The 16,356-nt window shown below is 34.4% G+C and carries 13 protein-coding genes and 2 pseudogenes; 10 read left to right on the top strand and 5 right to left on the bottom strand.

Translation table 11 applies throughout. The features are described from left to right. The first annotated feature begins 96 nt into the window (after positions 1 to 96). The 4 genes from OOK85_RS02985 to OOK85_RS02970 all read left to right on the top strand — a co-directional run bounded on the left by OOK85_RS02985 (position 97) and on the right by OOK85_RS02970 (position 6,298). Entirely contained in the window at positions 97 to 471 is a 375-nt protein-coding gene (locus tag OOK85_RS02985) for a hypothetical protein (protein WP_264704152.1), read from the top strand. Positions 472 to 515: 44 nt separating this feature from the next. Further along, on the top strand, positions 516 to 2,870 hold the full coding sequence (locus tag OOK85_RS02980; protein ID WP_264703940.1) for a VirB4 family type IV secretion/conjugal transfer ATPase: 2,355 nt from the start codon (positions 516 to 518) through the stop codon (positions 2,868 to 2,870). Continuing rightward, positions 2,830 to 5,700 (top strand): hypothetical protein, encoded by a 2,871-nt coding sequence (locus OOK85_RS02975; RefSeq protein ID WP_264703938.1) that lies wholly within the window; start codon positions 2,830 to 2,832, stop codon positions 5,698 to 5,700. Before OOK85_RS02980 ends, OOK85_RS02975 begins: the two co-directional genes overlap by 41 nt. 112 nt (positions 5,701 to 5,812) lie before the next feature. Continuing rightward, positions 5,813 to 6,298, top strand: a complete 486-nt coding sequence (locus OOK85_RS02970; protein ID WP_264703936.1) for a WBM0748 family T4SS-associated protein — start codon at positions 5,813 to 5,815, stop codon at positions 6,296 to 6,298. Here the strand turns inward: OOK85_RS02970 and OOK85_RS02965 are convergent. Then, positions 6,295 to 6,783: an SH3 domain-containing protein gene (locus tag OOK85_RS02965; protein WP_264703934.1), complete on the bottom strand. Its 489-nt coding sequence runs from the start codon at positions 6,781 to 6,783 to the stop codon at positions 6,295 to 6,297. The two genes, OOK85_RS02970 and OOK85_RS02965, sit on opposite strands and share 4 nt — an antisense overlap. A gap of 73 nt (positions 6,784 to 6,856) precedes the next feature. On the opposite strand from OOK85_RS02965, the gene OOK85_RS02960 reads away from it, so the two are divergent. Both OOK85_RS02960 and OOK85_RS02955 read left to right on the top strand, forming a co-directional pair. Continuing rightward, positions 6,857 to 8,146: a pyruvate dehydrogenase complex dihydrolipoamide acetyltransferase gene (locus OOK85_RS02960; protein WP_264704150.1), complete on the top strand. Its 1,290-nt coding sequence runs from the start codon at positions 6,857 to 6,859 to the stop codon at positions 8,144 to 8,146. 69 nt (positions 8,147 to 8,215) lie between these two features. Beyond that, positions 8,216 to 8,761 carry a hypothetical protein gene (locus OOK85_RS02955; protein ID WP_264703932.1) on the top strand — a complete coding sequence of 182 codons (546 nt, stop codon included), beginning with the start codon at positions 8,216 to 8,218 and terminating at the stop codon, positions 8,759 to 8,761. Here the strand turns inward: OOK85_RS02955 and OOK85_RS02950 are convergent. Continuing rightward, positions 8,727 to 9,479 carry an IS5 family transposase gene (locus tag OOK85_RS02950; protein ID WP_264702164.1) on the bottom strand — a complete coding sequence of 251 codons (753 nt, stop codon included), beginning with the start codon at positions 9,477 to 9,479 and terminating at the stop codon, positions 8,727 to 8,729. The two genes, OOK85_RS02955 and OOK85_RS02950, sit on opposite strands and share 35 nt — an antisense overlap. 188 nt (positions 9,480 to 9,667) lie before the next feature. On the opposite strand from OOK85_RS02950, the pseudogene OOK85_RS02945 reads away from it, so the two are divergent. The 4 genes and pseudogenes from OOK85_RS02945 to OOK85_RS02930 all read left to right on the top strand — a co-directional run. Continuing rightward, a pseudogene (locus tag OOK85_RS02945) lies at positions 9,668 to 10,165 on the top strand (phage portal protein); the annotation flags it as partial. After that, on the top strand, positions 10,162 to 11,187 hold the full coding sequence (locus OOK85_RS02940) for a S49 family peptidase (RefSeq protein WP_264703930.1): 1,026 nt from the start codon (positions 10,162 to 10,164) through the stop codon (positions 11,185 to 11,187). The pseudogene OOK85_RS02945 and the gene OOK85_RS02940, both read left to right, overlap by 4 nt. Before the next feature lie 141 nt (positions 11,188 to 11,328). Beyond that, positions 11,329 to 11,700, top strand: a complete 372-nt coding sequence (locus tag OOK85_RS02935; RefSeq protein WP_264703928.1) for a head decoration protein — start codon at positions 11,329 to 11,331, stop codon at positions 11,698 to 11,700. 32 nt (positions 11,701 to 11,732) lie between these two features. Then, positions 11,733 to 12,557 (top strand): annotated as a pseudogene (locus tag OOK85_RS02930) (major capsid protein); the annotation flags it as partial. Here the strand turns inward: OOK85_RS02930 and OOK85_RS02925 are convergent. The 3 genes from OOK85_RS02925 to OOK85_RS02915 all read right to left on the bottom strand — a co-directional run bounded on the left by OOK85_RS02925 (position 12,543) and on the right by OOK85_RS02915 (position 16,345). Continuing rightward, positions 12,543 to 13,493: an IS481 family transposase gene (locus OOK85_RS02925; RefSeq protein ID WP_264702189.1), complete on the bottom strand. Its 951-nt coding sequence runs from the start codon at positions 13,491 to 13,493 to the stop codon at positions 12,543 to 12,545. The pseudogene OOK85_RS02930 and the gene OOK85_RS02925 overlap by 15 nt on opposite strands. A 37-nt stretch (positions 13,494 to 13,530) precedes the next feature. Continuing rightward, on the bottom strand, positions 13,531 to 14,064 hold the full coding sequence (locus tag OOK85_RS02920; RefSeq protein ID WP_264703926.1) for a hypothetical protein: 534 nt from the start codon (positions 14,062 to 14,064) through the stop codon (positions 13,531 to 13,533). Between the two features lie 322 nt (positions 14,065 to 14,386). Beyond that, on the bottom strand, positions 14,387 to 16,345 hold the full coding sequence (locus tag OOK85_RS02915; RefSeq protein WP_264702620.1) for an ankyrin repeat domain-containing protein: 1,959 nt from the start codon (positions 16,343 to 16,345) through the stop codon (positions 14,387 to 14,389). Positions 16,346 to 16,356: the final 11 nt, after the last annotated feature.

Raw genomic sequence — 16,356 nt, 5'->3', positions numbered from 1 at the left:
AAATATGTGTTACTTGTAGTGGATAAGTGAATTCAGTTCTTGCCTATTGATATAAAAGTTGTTATATTTAAGAAATGTTTAAAAGGTATTTAGTTGATGCGCATTCAATTGAATAAAGTTTTGGTTTTTATAGCCTTATTAAGTTTCATTTTTGCATCATATTCTAGCGAAGCAAGTTCGGTGAGTGATGAAGTAAAGGATGTACAAGAAACGGTAAAAAATTTTATTTCTTCATTTTCAATTAAAGATACTGTAGAAAATATGAGTCCTTCAACAATCATAGGGTTGTGTATAGCTGCAGTGATACTTGCAGTAGTGTTCAGAGGTCTAATCTTTTTTATGATAATGTTTGGTGTACTGGTCCTGATGTTCGGTAGTACAGAAAAGGCAACAGACTACTTAAAAGAAAAATTTAACTTTACAAAAGATATAAAATTACAATCCGATAGCGAAAAAAAAGATAAAAATTAAGATAGTATTTTTATCTTTTTTAATTATCTTTATTGAATACGCATATGCAGCTAAAAGTACCAACAGTTAACTCTAAGCTTGAAAAAAAGAACAACTTAGCATTACTAGAAAGCATCGATTTAGATTTTGTTCCTTATGCTTGTCATTACGATGAAGAAACCATACTAACAAAACAGGGAGAATTGTTAAAAATAATCAAGTTAGAAGATTATTCTTCTGTTGATAACTACAGCGACCTCAGAACTGAAATTAGAAAAAGCATATCAAAAAATATTAATAGCCTGTGTTTTACCGTTTGGATTCATACCGTTAGAAAGCGCAATAAACTGAGCTTGAAATGGAATAAAACTGAAGACTTCTCTCACAACCTACATTCAACGTGGTTTAATAAACTAACTGATAGTAAATTACAGTATATAAATGAACTATACATTGTAATATTGTTTAGCGATTTTGGCAAGCATACTAATAATTCGTTTTTTTTCAATAGAATAAAGAATAAGCATAAGTTGTCTTTACAAGAAAGCCATCAGGAGTTGCAAAAGATAACTGACTTAATTCAAAATGATTTAGAACCTTTTGGAGCTAAAAAACTGGGTCTAAGGTTTAGTGAAGGTAAAATATATTCTGAAATGATAGAATTTCTCCACTATATTGTTACATTAACGCACAAAGATTATCCAATACATGAAGGGGACCTGTCGCAATATATTAGAAATTTTAAAATAGCTTTTGGTTTCAATACGTTTCAAACAATATTTGAAAATCAACAGAAATTTGGCTCTATTTTCAGCATAAAAGAATACCGGGAAATCTCTTTAGGTAATATAGATAGATGCTTGCAGCTTGAATCTGAATTTATTATTACAGAAATAATGATATTTACTAGTAATAATAAAGCAATAAAAGAATTTAAAAAACAAATCAACATGCTGCAAATTAGTGAGGATAATACCTTACTTAAAAGCTCAGGAATTGAAGAAATAATAGAGCTTGAAAAGACCTCTAGTATAGACTTCTGCCAACAGAAAATTATTTTTACAATATTTGCAGACGATAGGAATAAGTTAGCTGAAAGTATTAGTGATTTATCTTCTATAATGTCATTGATTGGCTTCATGATATTTAGAACTGATCTACATATGGAAAGTCATTTTTGGGCACAACTTCCAGGCAATTTTGCTTTTATTACGCAACCGAAAAATATCTTAACAAAATACGCTTGCAGCTTTGCTATGCTGCACGATTTTACGTCAGGTACATTAAAAGGAGGCAGGTGGAAAGAAGCGGTAACAGTTTTTTTCTCAAAAGAAGGAAATCCTTACTTCTTTAATTTTCATGGAAAAAGAAATAATGGCCATACTACGATACTTGGAGCTCCAAATTCAGGCAGAACTTCACTCATTAATTTTTTATTATCAGAATCAAGAAAGTTTAACCCAAGAATTGTCATATTGGATAACACTGGAAAATCAATAATTTTTACTAAAGCAGTGAGTGGTAAATATTACATAATCGATCCAAAATATAAGGACAAAAGCCTAAAATTTAATCCACTAAACATTGAAGATAGTGCTTCCAATCGCAATATGTTGGTTGAACTGATCAGAAGAATGGTAGCCGATACAAGCTTGGTGGACGTAGAAGAAAAGATAAGAAAAATTGTGGATTCTATATTTGCTATACCCAAGGAATCACGTTCTATTTCACAAATTTCTGAGGTGCTCTTGCTCCTTGGGGGTAAGATAAGTAGATGGTGTGACGATGGTGACTTTGCTTACTTATTTCAAGATGGTGATGAATCAGATATTGACTGGGAAACAAAAATTATATCTCTCAACACCGCAAACCTTACAAAACAAAAGGAATGTATGTCCGTGATACTTTACTATTTTTTATATTCTTTTGAGGCAAAATGTGATGGCTCGCCTGCAATGCTTGTTTTGGATGAAGCATGGGAGATAAGTAATATTTTTCCTACAGAGAAAGAGTTTGATAACTGGATGCAAAGAATGACGGAACTAAATGTTGTGGTAATCCTAAGTACTGAAAACTTAAACCTCGCATTTGCTAGCAAATTTACTCAATATTTAGATAAACATATTGATACAAGAATCTTGATGCCGAACGTCAATGCAAATAGATTATGCATGAAAGCATTTTCTTTATCTAAAGAGGAGCTGAATATAATTCTGCAGACGCCAACACAGGAAGGTTTATTTTTGATAAAACAGTACAAAGGATTAGTAACTTTAAATTTAGATTTGAAAAATATGCAGGAAATACATGTACTTTCAGCTAATAAAGAGACGATAAAGTATATGTACGAGGCAATAAAAGAAAAAGGGGAAGAAGTTAATGAGTGGTTACCGGTATTTTATGAGAAGTGTAAGGCTTAAAGCCAAATTTTTTTTTCTAGTATTGGTTTTGCTAATTGCAAGTAATGGATATTCTAATACTTGCAAAGATATATACACTTATACTGATCTTGAAGCTGGGGGAAGCTCAATAGGAAAGGGTTTTTGGAACTTTATTACTGGCAAGTGGGGTGATTTGAATTTTGATCCTCATCTATTAAAAGAAATTAAAGTGACAGCAATAAAAGACCAAGGAATTGATGGTTATTTCAACCCAAAGATTCAAGTTTGCGACTATGAAGAAGGTAATTGTTATGTGTTAGCTAATGGAACGTCTTGCCGCCAGATATATGGAACGCAGACGAGCGGGGCTGGAGTTTCTGCAGCAGTTTTTATCGACTGGGAAGGAGATACAATATTAGATGATGGAAAAATTAAGGAAGGGATTGCGAAAGGTCTTGGATGGGAATGGGCAGACAATGTAACTAAAGAAGAGCGAACAAAATTTGCTAATTCTCCTAAAATATGTGCTTGTAGCCAAAAAGCAGCCTGCATGGGGGATTTTTTCTCATATTTTACTAAAATAGGTGAAGGAGCAAATATTTTTCGCCCTGGATATATGGCAAATACCTGTGATAATTGCTATCAGGAAAAAGTAAAATGTGCTCCTGTACCACTTGCACCTGGCCCGCCTCCATTTTGCGAGCAACTTGCGATGTCACCTCCACAAGTTAGAATTGTTCCTATAACAGATAAAGACAATGATTACTTTAATCCTGAGGTTAAGATAATCATTGGTGATCTGAAAGGAAGAGATGGGGGGATTGGGGAAAAGTTAGATTTTCCCGAAAAGCACGGAAAAGACAAATCTGAGGAACACTATATTCCAGATAAAGATGGTACTACACATCACTTCAAAACTTATAGAGAAAAAGATAAACTCTGCGCTGAATACCATGGAACTCAAGGTATAGATGAAAAAAATCCACAGTTTATTCGCTGTTTTCCTGCACCACCTGCTCCAGAACCTAAGATAGTGGAGGTAGTAAATGAAAATACATTGAAAGTAGAAATGAAGATGAGCGAGAGCACGTGTATTTATAGAGCATATGGAACCTACAGTAATGGCTCCTGTACTTTTAATGTTACCAACCATTCTGTAAATATTGGCCCTCTATCTTTAAAAGTAGTAAAACCAGCAATAGTAGCAAAAACGACTGATAGTAATAACAAAAAAAATTATATTGATAATATTATAGAAGGTATATTAGAAAGTAATCCGCAACAATTTAAAGTTCTGAAAGAATATGGCTATGTTCCTGATATTGAAACGGAATGTAAAGAGTTTCAGGGGGATAAGTGCAAATTGAACAACTTAGGACAACCAGAAATAGAAGTAAAGTATAAAGGAAATTCTAACAGTAAAATGCTTTGTCTTTCTGGATGGCAGCCAGAACCAGAGGAGTTTGTTCTTGAAAGAGAAAATAAAATAATACCACTAAAATTAATGGGAACAAGATATACTAAATACAATGCTGTTTACTCCAAGGAATCAAATCGGTTCTATTATCTTCCAAGCAAGGAAAGGGAAATAGGTGACCTCTTAAAAAGATCTCAAAATGAGTTGGATAAAATAATATTTAATAAGCAAGGGTATGTTTTCTTCCCTGATGAAAATAAGCAGGAAAAGGGAAAATGCAGTTATTGCGTGAATTACGATAAAGACATAGATGAACAATTTACAAACAACAAAGTCAAAGTAGTATACAAATTGACGGATGTAGAACAATATTTAGATAAAAAAGATAATAGTTCATTTTACTTAGAGCACGAGGAAGTGGATTGTAAAGATAAGGATGGTAAAGTATTAGGAGATGAAAAAAATGAAGTACAAAAGTGTACACAATTAAAAGATCAACCGATTAAAGCAGATAGAACAGAGGTCTTTTACGCTGATAAATTGTGTAGGCTTGACTGGGAAGGTTTAAAAAAGAAATTAAAAGAGATAATCAAGAAACAACTGGAAAATAAGGAACAAGAATTTGAAAAAAAGAGCGAAAAGTCCCATGATTTTGGAAGTGGAAATCATGATGTGGATGGCTCACAAATAACATCTAGCCATGTTGAAATAGAAGTGTGGGGATGCGGTGAAGCAGGTCACATAAAAGATACACCCGCTAACTGCAGATCTTATGTAGATGATGCCACCAAGAAGAATGCCTGTTCCACTGAAACTAGAGCAGGAATGCCAGGAGATTATATTAAGGCTGAATTGGAAATTGATCCTGGTTATCCTATCTTTGACATTGAAGTTTCAGAGGGAGGAGGTAACAGAGAAAAGAGATACACAGATAAGGATGGGGGTCCTATTTTTATAAGAAAGTGTCGTTTAGGCAAACAAGAGTGCAAGGATTTAATCACTATGGGAGGTGGAGGCATCTATAAAGACTATGAGTATAAAGGTCAGTATAGGGATTATATGGAAACAATAATTGATGATAGTATAAAATCAAAAGCAAAAAAAACAATAACAGGATTGCGGGTTACTGAAGATAATAGGATAGCGTATATAGAAAATGGTGAAATCAAGTATGAAACAGTAGAGTGTAGAATGGGTTTTAGAAGCAGTAAACCTGGTGCAGGTGGTTGCATTGATAAAAGCAAAGGAATTTATGGTAAAGGCTCTGCAGGGTATGTGAAGATAACGCCTATTATAAAGGGATTTGACATAGACATAATAAATGATGCTATTGAAAAAATGATAGGAAATCGATATGATCTCGGGAATGTTAGGGATTTTTTGACAGGTGATGCTGATACGAGTATAATTAAGATGATTGAAGAGGAAGTCAAAAAAGAATTGTTAAGGTAAAAAGATATAGCTCTGGAAATGATGCTCTTGTTTTAATAATTAATTAAAGTAAAGCATGTAGTAAATGGTGTATCTTAACAAAAAGGTATAACGAATGTAAGGAGGGTACTTTATGTCTCTAAAGAATAAAATTTCTGAGCTAATAGAACAACAATTTAGCATTAAATACCATGACAATTATTTGGCTTACGCTATACATAAGTGGGCTGCAAGCGAAATATCTAATTCTATTGCTTTTTGCATAATTGGTTGTGGAAATTGCAAGATTGGATATCAAGATGCTGCAAATTCGTTCAACATAACAAAAGAAGAAATTGAACAAGGCAATATTGCAAGCATAGAAAGTAAAATAAAAAATGAAGCTGAAAAATCAGGTAGCGAGTTTTCTGAGTTGATTTCTAGAATGGATCAATCGCTAAAAGAGCAGAGTGAAAAGTCTATTGTACAAATTTTAGATTCATCCGCTGAGGAGATGTTAAGGAGTTTCTGTGATAGCCCTGTACAGTCTCCAGAGCCTCAAGAACCCTCTGCTTCATCTGAAGAGCATGCTACAGAAGGCCCAGAAACTAGTGTTAATTCAGATTTTTTGTCAACCTAATCAACCCCATATATATGTTTTTTTTGTACCCATGCTTTGCGTTTTGGGGTGGAAAGAAAGCACCATTCTTCGTTGCATTTTTCTATCTTCATCACAACAAACTTGTCTATTTTCATAGTAATCTTGCTGTCTACACTCTGTTTTTGATATCCATAAGTATCTTCTTTTACAATCGCGTAGCGCTTATCACTAAGAAGATTGCCTTTTATCCATCCGCAGTCTTCATGTATATCACAGACCTTTTTCCAACTCTCAAACTCTTCTATCACTTTCAGGGGCAGATTTTTGCAAGTGTATATCCATTTTACAGGATAGTGAAACCCTGGCCCCGTTCTCATGTTGATCTTATTTGATTTTGTTGAAACAAAGTTATTAGCAAACAAGCTATGGCTAAATAATAAAAACAATAGGATAATAGTACTGAACCAAGATCCCAGTGTCACGCACTGGGATGACGTGAGGGGTAGTGTAACAGACTTATTCATCATAATTCACGATTAGGTTGACATAAGATAAAGAGTAAATTAAAAATTGAATAGATCTTTAAATGCAAAATCAATGCCTATAGAAATATTAATGCCTGCTCTTTCACCGACAATGAGCAAAACTGGAGGAAAAATTGTAAAGTGGCATAAAAAAGAACAAGATAAAGTTGAAGTAGGCGACGTAATTGCTGAGATAGAGACTGATAAAGCCATAATGGAGTTTGAATCTGTGGATGAAGGAGTCATAGCAAAAATTTTAGTAACAGAAGGAACAAGTGGCGTGCCTGTAAATCAACCAATAGCTTTAATGCTGGAAGAAGGAGAAGGTGAAAGTGCACTCGATAACTATGTTTCAGCTTCTGCCACCAATATTGAAGCTAAGAAAGAAGTTGAAACCAATCCCTCAGTGCCATCCAACTCTTCAATATCATCCAACCCTCCAATGTCATCCAATCCTCCAATGTCATCCCAGTGCTTGACACTGGGATCTAGAAAAGAGGAAGGAACAGAAGGTAGAACAAAGATAAGCCCTTTAGCTAAGAAAATAGCTCAAAATGAAGGGGTTAATGTGCAGCAATTAAAAGGTACAGGACCATATGGTCGCATAATTAAGGCTGATGTGTTGGAGTTTTTAGGCAGTGGTATACATACTGAAAGTCCTGAGAAAGATACCATAGTTGAAGTAAGCAACATGCGCCAAGTGATAGCACAGCGCCTGACTGAATCAAAACAGAATGTTCCACATTTTTATTTAACTGTAGACTGCCAGGTTGATAAGTTAATATCGTTAAAAAACGAGATTAACTCAGCAGATGAAAACAATAAAGTAACAATTAATGATCTAATCATAAAAGCTGCAGCTTTCAGCATGAAAAAATTTCCTGATATAAATTCTTCGTGGATAGATAATAAAATACTGAGATATTCAAATATAGATATTTCAATCGCTGTGGCACTTGAAGATGGGCTAATTACTCCTATAGTAAAAAATGCTGATAAAAAGGGTATTTTATCTATATCAAAAGAAGTGAAAGATTTAGTAAGCAGAGCAAGATCTGGAAAATTGAAACCTGAAGAGTTTCAAGGAGGAGGGTTTACTATCTCCAACTTAGGGATGTTTGGTATAAAAGCCTTCAGTGCTATAATCAATCCGCCGCAATCTTGCATTATGGCAGTTGGTGCATCTAAAAAACAACCAATTGTTATGAATGAGAAAATAGAAATAGCAGAAATAATGACAGTAACGCTCTCTGTTGACCATAGAGCAGTTGATGGGGCACTCGGAGCAAAGTTTTTAAATGCCTTTAAGCATTATATAGAGAATCCTCTGGTGATGCTTATTGAAACTGCGGTAATCTATTAGCATTGTTATTACAAAATTAATACCTCTAAGTTTATACTTTTATTAGTTAATAGGTTTAGAGGTAAAAAAATGAATACTACAGTAGAAAAAAATAATCCAAAAATTTTTCCTCAAAATGAAGGAAAGATTAACTCAAAAGGCATGGTTGCTCCACCTGTTCCTCCAAAATCTTCCCAAGTTAAATTTGCTGGAATAAGAGCAATTTTTGAGCAAAATGCATCTCATTTCCAAGCAAATGATAGTAATAAAACAGTGAGTAGCAATCTTGGAAGAACATTTGGCCCAACAATGCGAAAACTCATGGAAGACAACATTCATAGCACTCCTAACAAACAACGCCGTGATTCAGGGGATAGTGGTATCAGTGATGTTAGTAGCAGTACTCTTGATAAAAAAGCTAAAGCTTATAATCCACTTGATTGGAATCCAATCTATCAAGGTAAAAAGCTTTTTAGTTTAGACAATATGTCGAGCAACTCGTCTTCGTACAGTGAAAAAAGTAATATTTCAGATATAAGCGATAAGTCTAATAATTCAAACATTGTCAGATGTAATGTTACTAGGCTCTGTGGACAAAATTTTAGAGAAGCCATACAAGAGCTCCAACAAAATTGAGAAAACCCATAAAAACCTCAGCAGTTTTATCAAATCTGGAAAAAATGCGCCTAAAATTTTTAATTTTACCAAAAAAACACTCAATCAAATGACGTTCTTTGTAGATATGCTCATCGTAATACCTTTGCACTTTTCGATTCCGTTTTGGCGGAATAACTACTGTACATCCCTTGTCTTCAAGACTTGTAACAAAGGCATTGCTATCGTAGCCCTTGTCAGCTACTACAGTAGAGTTATAGATACTTTCGGTCAACACTTGTGCCTGCGTAATTTCATTTCTTTGACCAGGAGTCAGAGTAAATTTAAGTGGATTTCCAAGTGCATCGACAAGCGCATGTATTTTAGTTGTAAAGCCACCTTTGCTCCTCCCTAAAGCTTCTTGATCCTTGGAGTTTTTTGTATATCCAGATGAACATGGATGGCCTCGGATGATCGTACCGTCGATTATAGCAACTTCTAAATCAGGCTCTTGTTTAGTATATTCAAGCAATTTTTTCCAGACATCTCTTTCACACCATCTTTTAAATCGCTTATGTATACTCCTGTAATTACCATAAGTTTTTGGTAAAAGTCTCCATTGGCAACCACTTCGCACTATGTACCACACTGCCTCTATGAATATTCTTAAACGTTTTTCATCTTTGCTGTGCATTCCTTTTACGCTTTTTATGAACTCTAAAATTTGTTTCCAATTTTCCTCTTTGATGTAATATTGCATATGGTAGTTTCTCCATTTTTTACCTATTAGGCTAAACTACCATCTTTTTCTCTCTTTTCATATTTTTTGTCCACAGAGCCTAGGGTTTTTGTTGCCAAAAATACATTTTTTAATTGAATAAAAATACAAAGTTATAAACAAGAGTTGTAATAAGACTAAATTCAAAAAATTTAAAAAAACACAGTTGATCTGATGTTGGAGGAAGTTATGAAGCGTTTATGAGACAGCAGCTAAGGGCAATAGCAATAGGCACAGGAATAACATATGAGCAGCTAACAGGAGATTTAACAGGCGTTAATTATTCATCCATTCGAGCAGGGCTGATAGAGTTTCGCCGTCGATGCGCTATGCTGCAACATAACATTATGGTATTCCAATTTTGCAGACCAGTATGGAGTAGATGGCTAGAGTTAGCAGTACTTTCTGGAGAACTGAGTATAGATGAAAAAGTAGTAAAAGCAGCGAAAGAAGAAGTGAAATGGATACCACAGGGATTTGATTGGGTGGATCCGCTTAAAGACCAGCAAGCACAGCAAATGGCAGTAAGGAATGGCTTCAAAAGTCGAGCAGAGGTAGTATCAGAAATGGGTTACGATGTAGAAGAAATTGATCAAGAAATAGCAGAAGATCAAAAGCGTGCAAATAGTCTCAATTTAATGTTTGACTCTGATTGCAAAGGGTTATGATATTGCTAGGAAAGCCATTAATGCTTGAACCAAGGAGTTTTGAGCTACTATCTCTATACAAAGGAAAACAGCCAATTTTCAAAAATCACTCCATCAAAAGTAACGTAGAAAGAACTGCAATTATACCAATACATGGAATTCTGACGAAAAAACCAGGTGCGTTTGATAAAATGCTCGGGATGGCATCATATGAGCAAATAGAAGAACAAATTACACAAGCATTAGCAGATAGTAGTATAGAGACAATTATACTGGAAATAGATAGCCCAGGAGGAGAGGTAAATGGAGTATTTGACTTAGCTGATTTTATCTATAGTGCAAGAGGAAAAAAGAGGATAATAGCGATAGCAAATGATGATGCATACTCTGCTGCATATGCTATAGCCTCTAGCGCTGAAAAGATTTTTCTCACCTGCACTTCAGGAGTTGGGAGTATAGGAGTAATAGCAAGTCATATAGATCAAAGTGGATTTGATGAAAAACAGGGAATAAAATATACCACAGTATTTGCAGGAAGTAGAAAAAATGATTTAAATCCCCATGAGCCAATAACGTCTGAAAGTCTGGAAAGCTTGCAAAAAGAAGTAGATCGCCTATATGAGATGTTTGTCCAGCTCGTAGCACGAAACAGAAATCTTTCCACGGAAAGAATCAAATCAACAGAAGCAGGGCTATATTTTGGCAAGAACGCTGTGGATATTGGTCTTGCAGACAGAGTTACAACATTTTTTGAATTTATCAATAATCATAGGAGTGTTAGTATGACAACTAATGAGTTAACTGAGGAAGGCTACGAGAACTGTCGTAGAGAAATCTTAGAGATAATAAGATTATGTAATATATCAAAGATGCCAGAAAAGATAGGAGAATTTATAGAGCAAGGCGTAAGTATTGAGCAAGCAAGGGAGGTTTTAATGGAATTACTTGCAGAAAGAACGAAGAAGACAGACATACTGAGTGCAGTACCACGAAATTCGCAGGAAGATTTGATGATACAGGTAGCGAAAAGTCGGTGCATTTAAATTTTATAACCGCCATATATAGTGCTCTGCGGTAAATAAGTGTCCAAAATGCGCCATAATGGCTAATTATAAGGTAATAACCACGGTGTATAGCAGTTATAAACACGGCGGTAAAAAAATAAAAAAAGGAGAGAAAAAGACATGATAAGTATAACTGAAGGAAATAATTTAGGCGATCTTCTGAAATATGAAGTGTCCAACCTATATTCAAGAGATCAAATAACAGTAGCCAAGGGACAAAATCTAAAGCTGGGAACAGTAGTTGGTTATGATACTAAAGATGGTTTTATTAAAGCTTTAAATCCAACTGCCACAGATGGGACACAAACGGCTATAGGAGTGATAGCAAGCGATGTAAACGCAAAGGAAAATAGTAAAGGAGTAATTATTGCTCGTGGTGCAATACTAGCAGATCATGCAGTTGTATGGCCAACAAATATTACTGAAGAGCAGAAAGCTGCAGCAATAAAGCAACTTGAAGGACGAGGGATCATCATTCGCAAGGGAGTTTAACTAAAATTAATAGGAAAAAAGGGAGAGAAAAAATGCAAAATCCTTTTACAAATACAGCATTTAGCATGACGGCACTAACAAATGCGATGAATATATTGCCGATAAATTATGGACGGGTTGAAAATTTAAATTTATTTCCAAGTAGATCAGTAAGATTTAGACATATTACCATAGAAGAACATAATGGAGTATTGAGTTTATTACCAACGCAGTTACCCGGAGCACCAGCAACAGTAGGAAAAAGAGGAAAAAGAAAGGTAAGAACATTTACGATTCCACATATTCCACATGATGATGTAGTGTTACCAGAAGAAGTGCAAGGAATAAGAGCATTTGGATCAGAAAGTGAACTGAAAGCGCTGGCAGATGTAATAACCGATCATTTACAGCTAATGAGAAACAAACATGCAATAACATTAGAGCATTTGCGAATGGGAGCGCTGAAAGGAATAATTTTAGATGCTGATGGGTCAGAATTATTAAATCTGTACAACGAATTTGAAATAACACCAAAAGTAGTAAATTTTGCACTAGGAACAGCAACAACTGATGTAAAGCGTAAGTGTCTGGAAGTATTGAGGCATATTGAGGATAACTTAAGTGGTGAATATATGACAGGAGTTCATGCCTTGGTAAGCCCTGAGTTTTTTGATGCACTAACTTCTCATGCTAAAGTAAAAGAAGCATATGAGAGATGGCAAGAAGGAGCAGCGCTAAGGAATGATATGAGGTCAGGATTTATGTTCTGTGGCATAACATTTGAAGAATATAGAGGGCAAGCAACTGATCCTGAAGGAACCGTGAGAAGATTTATTGACAAAGATACAGGGCACTGTTTTCCACTAGGTGTATGGTCCCAGAGTGTGATGGTGTGGATTTAGTATAAATAATTCTGGAGACTGTGTCCACTGATAACATATAAATTCATAAGGAGTAAGACCCTTAAGAGTTTTGAGTCTCTTTGCATAATTATAAGCCATAACAAAGTTATAAAGGTGTTCTTTAAGTTGCTGGTGCGATTGATAGTAATACTTCTTAACTGTAGCATCCTTTAAAGTTTTATTCATACGCTCGACTTGCCCATTCGTCCAAGGATGGCTAACTTTTGTCAAACGATGTTCAATAACATTCTCTTCGCAAACTCTATCAAATATATGTTGGAAAGCATACTTATGACGCTTCTGGTTTGTAAATTGTATACCGTTATCTGTCAAAATAGTATGGATTTTATACGGTAAAATTCTAATCAAATTACGTAAGAACTCAGCAGCTATGGGTTTTGTAGCACTGTTACGCAACTCAACATAGGTAAATTTGGATGTCCTATCAATAGCAACAAACAAATGTAATTTGCCCTCCTCAGTTCTAACTTCAGCAATATCAATATGAAAGTAACCGATAGGATATTGTTTGAATTTCTTTTTTGACTTAACTTCTCCATCAACAGTTGGTAATCTGCTAATGTTGTGTCTTTGTAAACAACGATGCAAGCTAGAGCGAGTCAAATGCGGAATTGTAGACTGCAGAGCGTAAAGGCAATCATCTAGTGGCAGTAGTGTATACTTGCGAAATGTAACTATTATAGCTTCCTCTTCTAGCGTTAAAACAGTCGATCTTGGACGCTTTGGACCCATATCAGCATCTTTCGTAAATGAACGTTTTCTCCACTTAATAATAGTTTTTGGATTAAGGTTATAATGCTTGGAGAGTTTTGCTATGCTCTCTTTTCTATTTTGTATTGCTCTACGAATCGTCTGTGTTGTTTTGGCGCACCCATGTAATATTTGTCCCATAACTCCTCCTTTGATGGTATTTTTTTCTCATATTTTATCATACCATCACACTCTGGGACTGTACACCTAGAAGCTTTACAGGTGCTTTGGGGATTTTACACTCAACTTTTACAGAATTTGGATTTTTGCAGTCAATGTACACTTTTCTCTCAACACCACTATTGACATTCATAAATAATTTATGTTTCTCGTAAAGTTCCATCATAAATGGTCCATATATATGTTCATATCCTGCTTGATTGCAATTAGTAGCTAACTCTTCTAGAATATGATCATTTGGAGCTTCTGCTCTAGAATGTTGAAACATCTCCTTAAAAACCTCTTTTGCAAATGAACGATAATTCTTTTCTCCATCTTTATTATTTTTAACCAAGCTAATATGTTTTTTATATAATCGGTCAACAAAATCCCTATCTATATTCTCTCCGTTAATGATGAAATCCATTCTATTAATGTCTTTATATGCTTGCTCACCAGAATTTGCGCTTTTATTATCTTTAGCTCTTAATTTATTAAAACCAAATTCTTTAATTTTAGCCTTTAATGTAACTATTGGATTTGCTTCTGTCATACTTCCCCCTTACTAAAGCCTTCAAAATTAATTATACTATAGGAATTGTTAATAGATTATTGACGATATATAAGTGTAACGATGGCTTTGTACTACCTGTATAATAAATACGCTAAGGCAAAAATTTAGCTGTAGAAAGAATAATGCAACTTTATCGCATTTCATTTTACTATAACTTGACTATAAGAAAAAATCTTATTTTGATTACTACGAGTAGTTCTATAAACCAAATTAATTGTAAAAAAGAGCGAGTGATTTGTGTAGAGCTTAAGATAATTCGTTTCTTAGATTGCTAATTATCTTAGTTAATATTTAATACCTTCTACCTAGCAATTTCTTCCCTCGAATTAGAAACCCTTCTTAATTCTTCACGTTCTGCCCATGAAACCTTTTTGTTGTTAGACTCGCTTATTACTTCAGGACGAATTAATCCACCAGATCTTTCAAAATATCCCTGTTCAATAGCATCGTAGACATAATAATTACCAAGTGCACAATCCTCGCCTAATTCTTCTTTATGACCTTCGAATTTTTCCAATACTTCCTCTTTATTACTCACTTCTACTATAATTTTGCTTTTATTCTGTATGTCAGGATACAGCCTAACGTCTACATTTCCCAAACTAGTATAGAAGGTTAATACTATATCGCTGCCTTCTGTAAGATCTGTGTAATACCTTATTCCACCTTCGGTTTGAATTTCTACTTCACTACTACCGATCTTTACTATATTTCTTCCACACTTTACATCTCCATCGGTTAGACCTAAATCCCTTGCCCCATCTGTTATCTTTATAATGTCTATTTTACTATCTTTAGAATATTCTAAGTAAAAAACGGAGTTGTCTACTCTTGCATCTTTTAGCTCGCTATTGGTTGCACTTTTTGCGATTTCAATAAACTTATGAGAATTGCTAATATAATCTCTATAAGCTTTTTTTAGGTTAGTTTTATGCTCTTTAAATTTTGATGTCAGTGTGTTAGCATCAACTGTATTACCAAACACTGCCCCTTTTGATACTAATTGACATATTATATTACTAGCAACTTTAGGATTTTTTTCTAATTCACTGATTTTTTTCATCACATAATCGGTAAAAGTGTACTCATTACCTGAAAAGAAATCTTGTGAAGAAGAATAGTTTAATCGTACACCAGACTTTATAGCATCGTTTACAATCTCTTCAAGTTCAGCCATGTTTTGAGCCTGAAACACCTTATCAGAAAACTCATTTAACTTTTCCTTTTGATTTGAGGTTAAATTAACGAGTAATTTACTGGCCTGTCCTTTCTTTTGCTGACGATAAATAATATTTATACCATAATCTAATGCTCCTGCTTCTAGAAATACTTTTCTTAACTCTTGAGCAAGATCTTCATTATCCCAAGCAAAACGATCAACATACGAAAACACTTTTGATTCACCCATTCCTTGCCGAATATTTAGCACTACTTTTAGGTCTGAATCTCTTTTATGCTTACTTAAAAACTCCTTTAAATTTTTAGTGCAGTCTGAATCACATACAAGTAAGTCATACAATTCCTTATTCATCTTTTTCTGTTTATCAGTTAAAAATAATTCTTCAATATCATAGCAGAGATTATTAGTTGCTATTCGTTGTGGAGTTTTGCCCTTTCTACTTGTTATATTAGGTTTAGCTCCTTTCAAAAGAAGAGAGTTTGCATTATCGTAATGACCTTTGGCAGCAGCAAGGTATAATGGTGTTTTTCCTTTATTATCTTGTATGTTAGGATCTGCGCCTGCTTCTAAGAGTAAATCTATAGCCTGATTTCCTGTGCGACGAAATCCACCAATCTTTGCTCCTGCAATTGCATGTAATACTGTTGACTCAGATTCTCCTCTCTTTAGGTTAAGAATTACTTTTAAATCTTTATTACTTTTATTGTCATATAAAAATTCTTCAAGGGGATCAGTATTATCAAATGAACCACAGTTAGAAGCTAAACATTTTAGAGCACTAAGTAACTTTTTGTTTAAATTTTTTTGACTTGGCGTAAGATCGTGATCTAGAGCAAACCAAACACAAATTTGTTCGCTTAGTTCAAGTTTACTATCCATTAAAGATGGTGGTTCATTATAATTTCTAACTGATGGCAAATCCCCTGAGTACCACATATCATTCATCAGCTCATTTAATAAATGTTCTTTAGATGATAGATGTTCTATAATGGATTCATATTCAATATCATATAGTTCTGATTTGGATTTTGGCTTTAGTAGATTGATGATAGATTTTACCATCCCAGTAGACTCACCCATACTTACCCCTT

It is taken from the genome of Wolbachia endosymbiont (group A) of Volucella inflata (assembly GCF_947250665.1).
In the GTDB taxonomy this organism is placed as follows: domain Bacteria; phylum Pseudomonadota; class Alphaproteobacteria; order Rickettsiales; family Anaplasmataceae; genus Wolbachia; species Wolbachia pipientis.
Note: the sequence above shows the minus strand (reverse complement) of the source record. Positions and strands in the feature narration are given on the sequence as shown.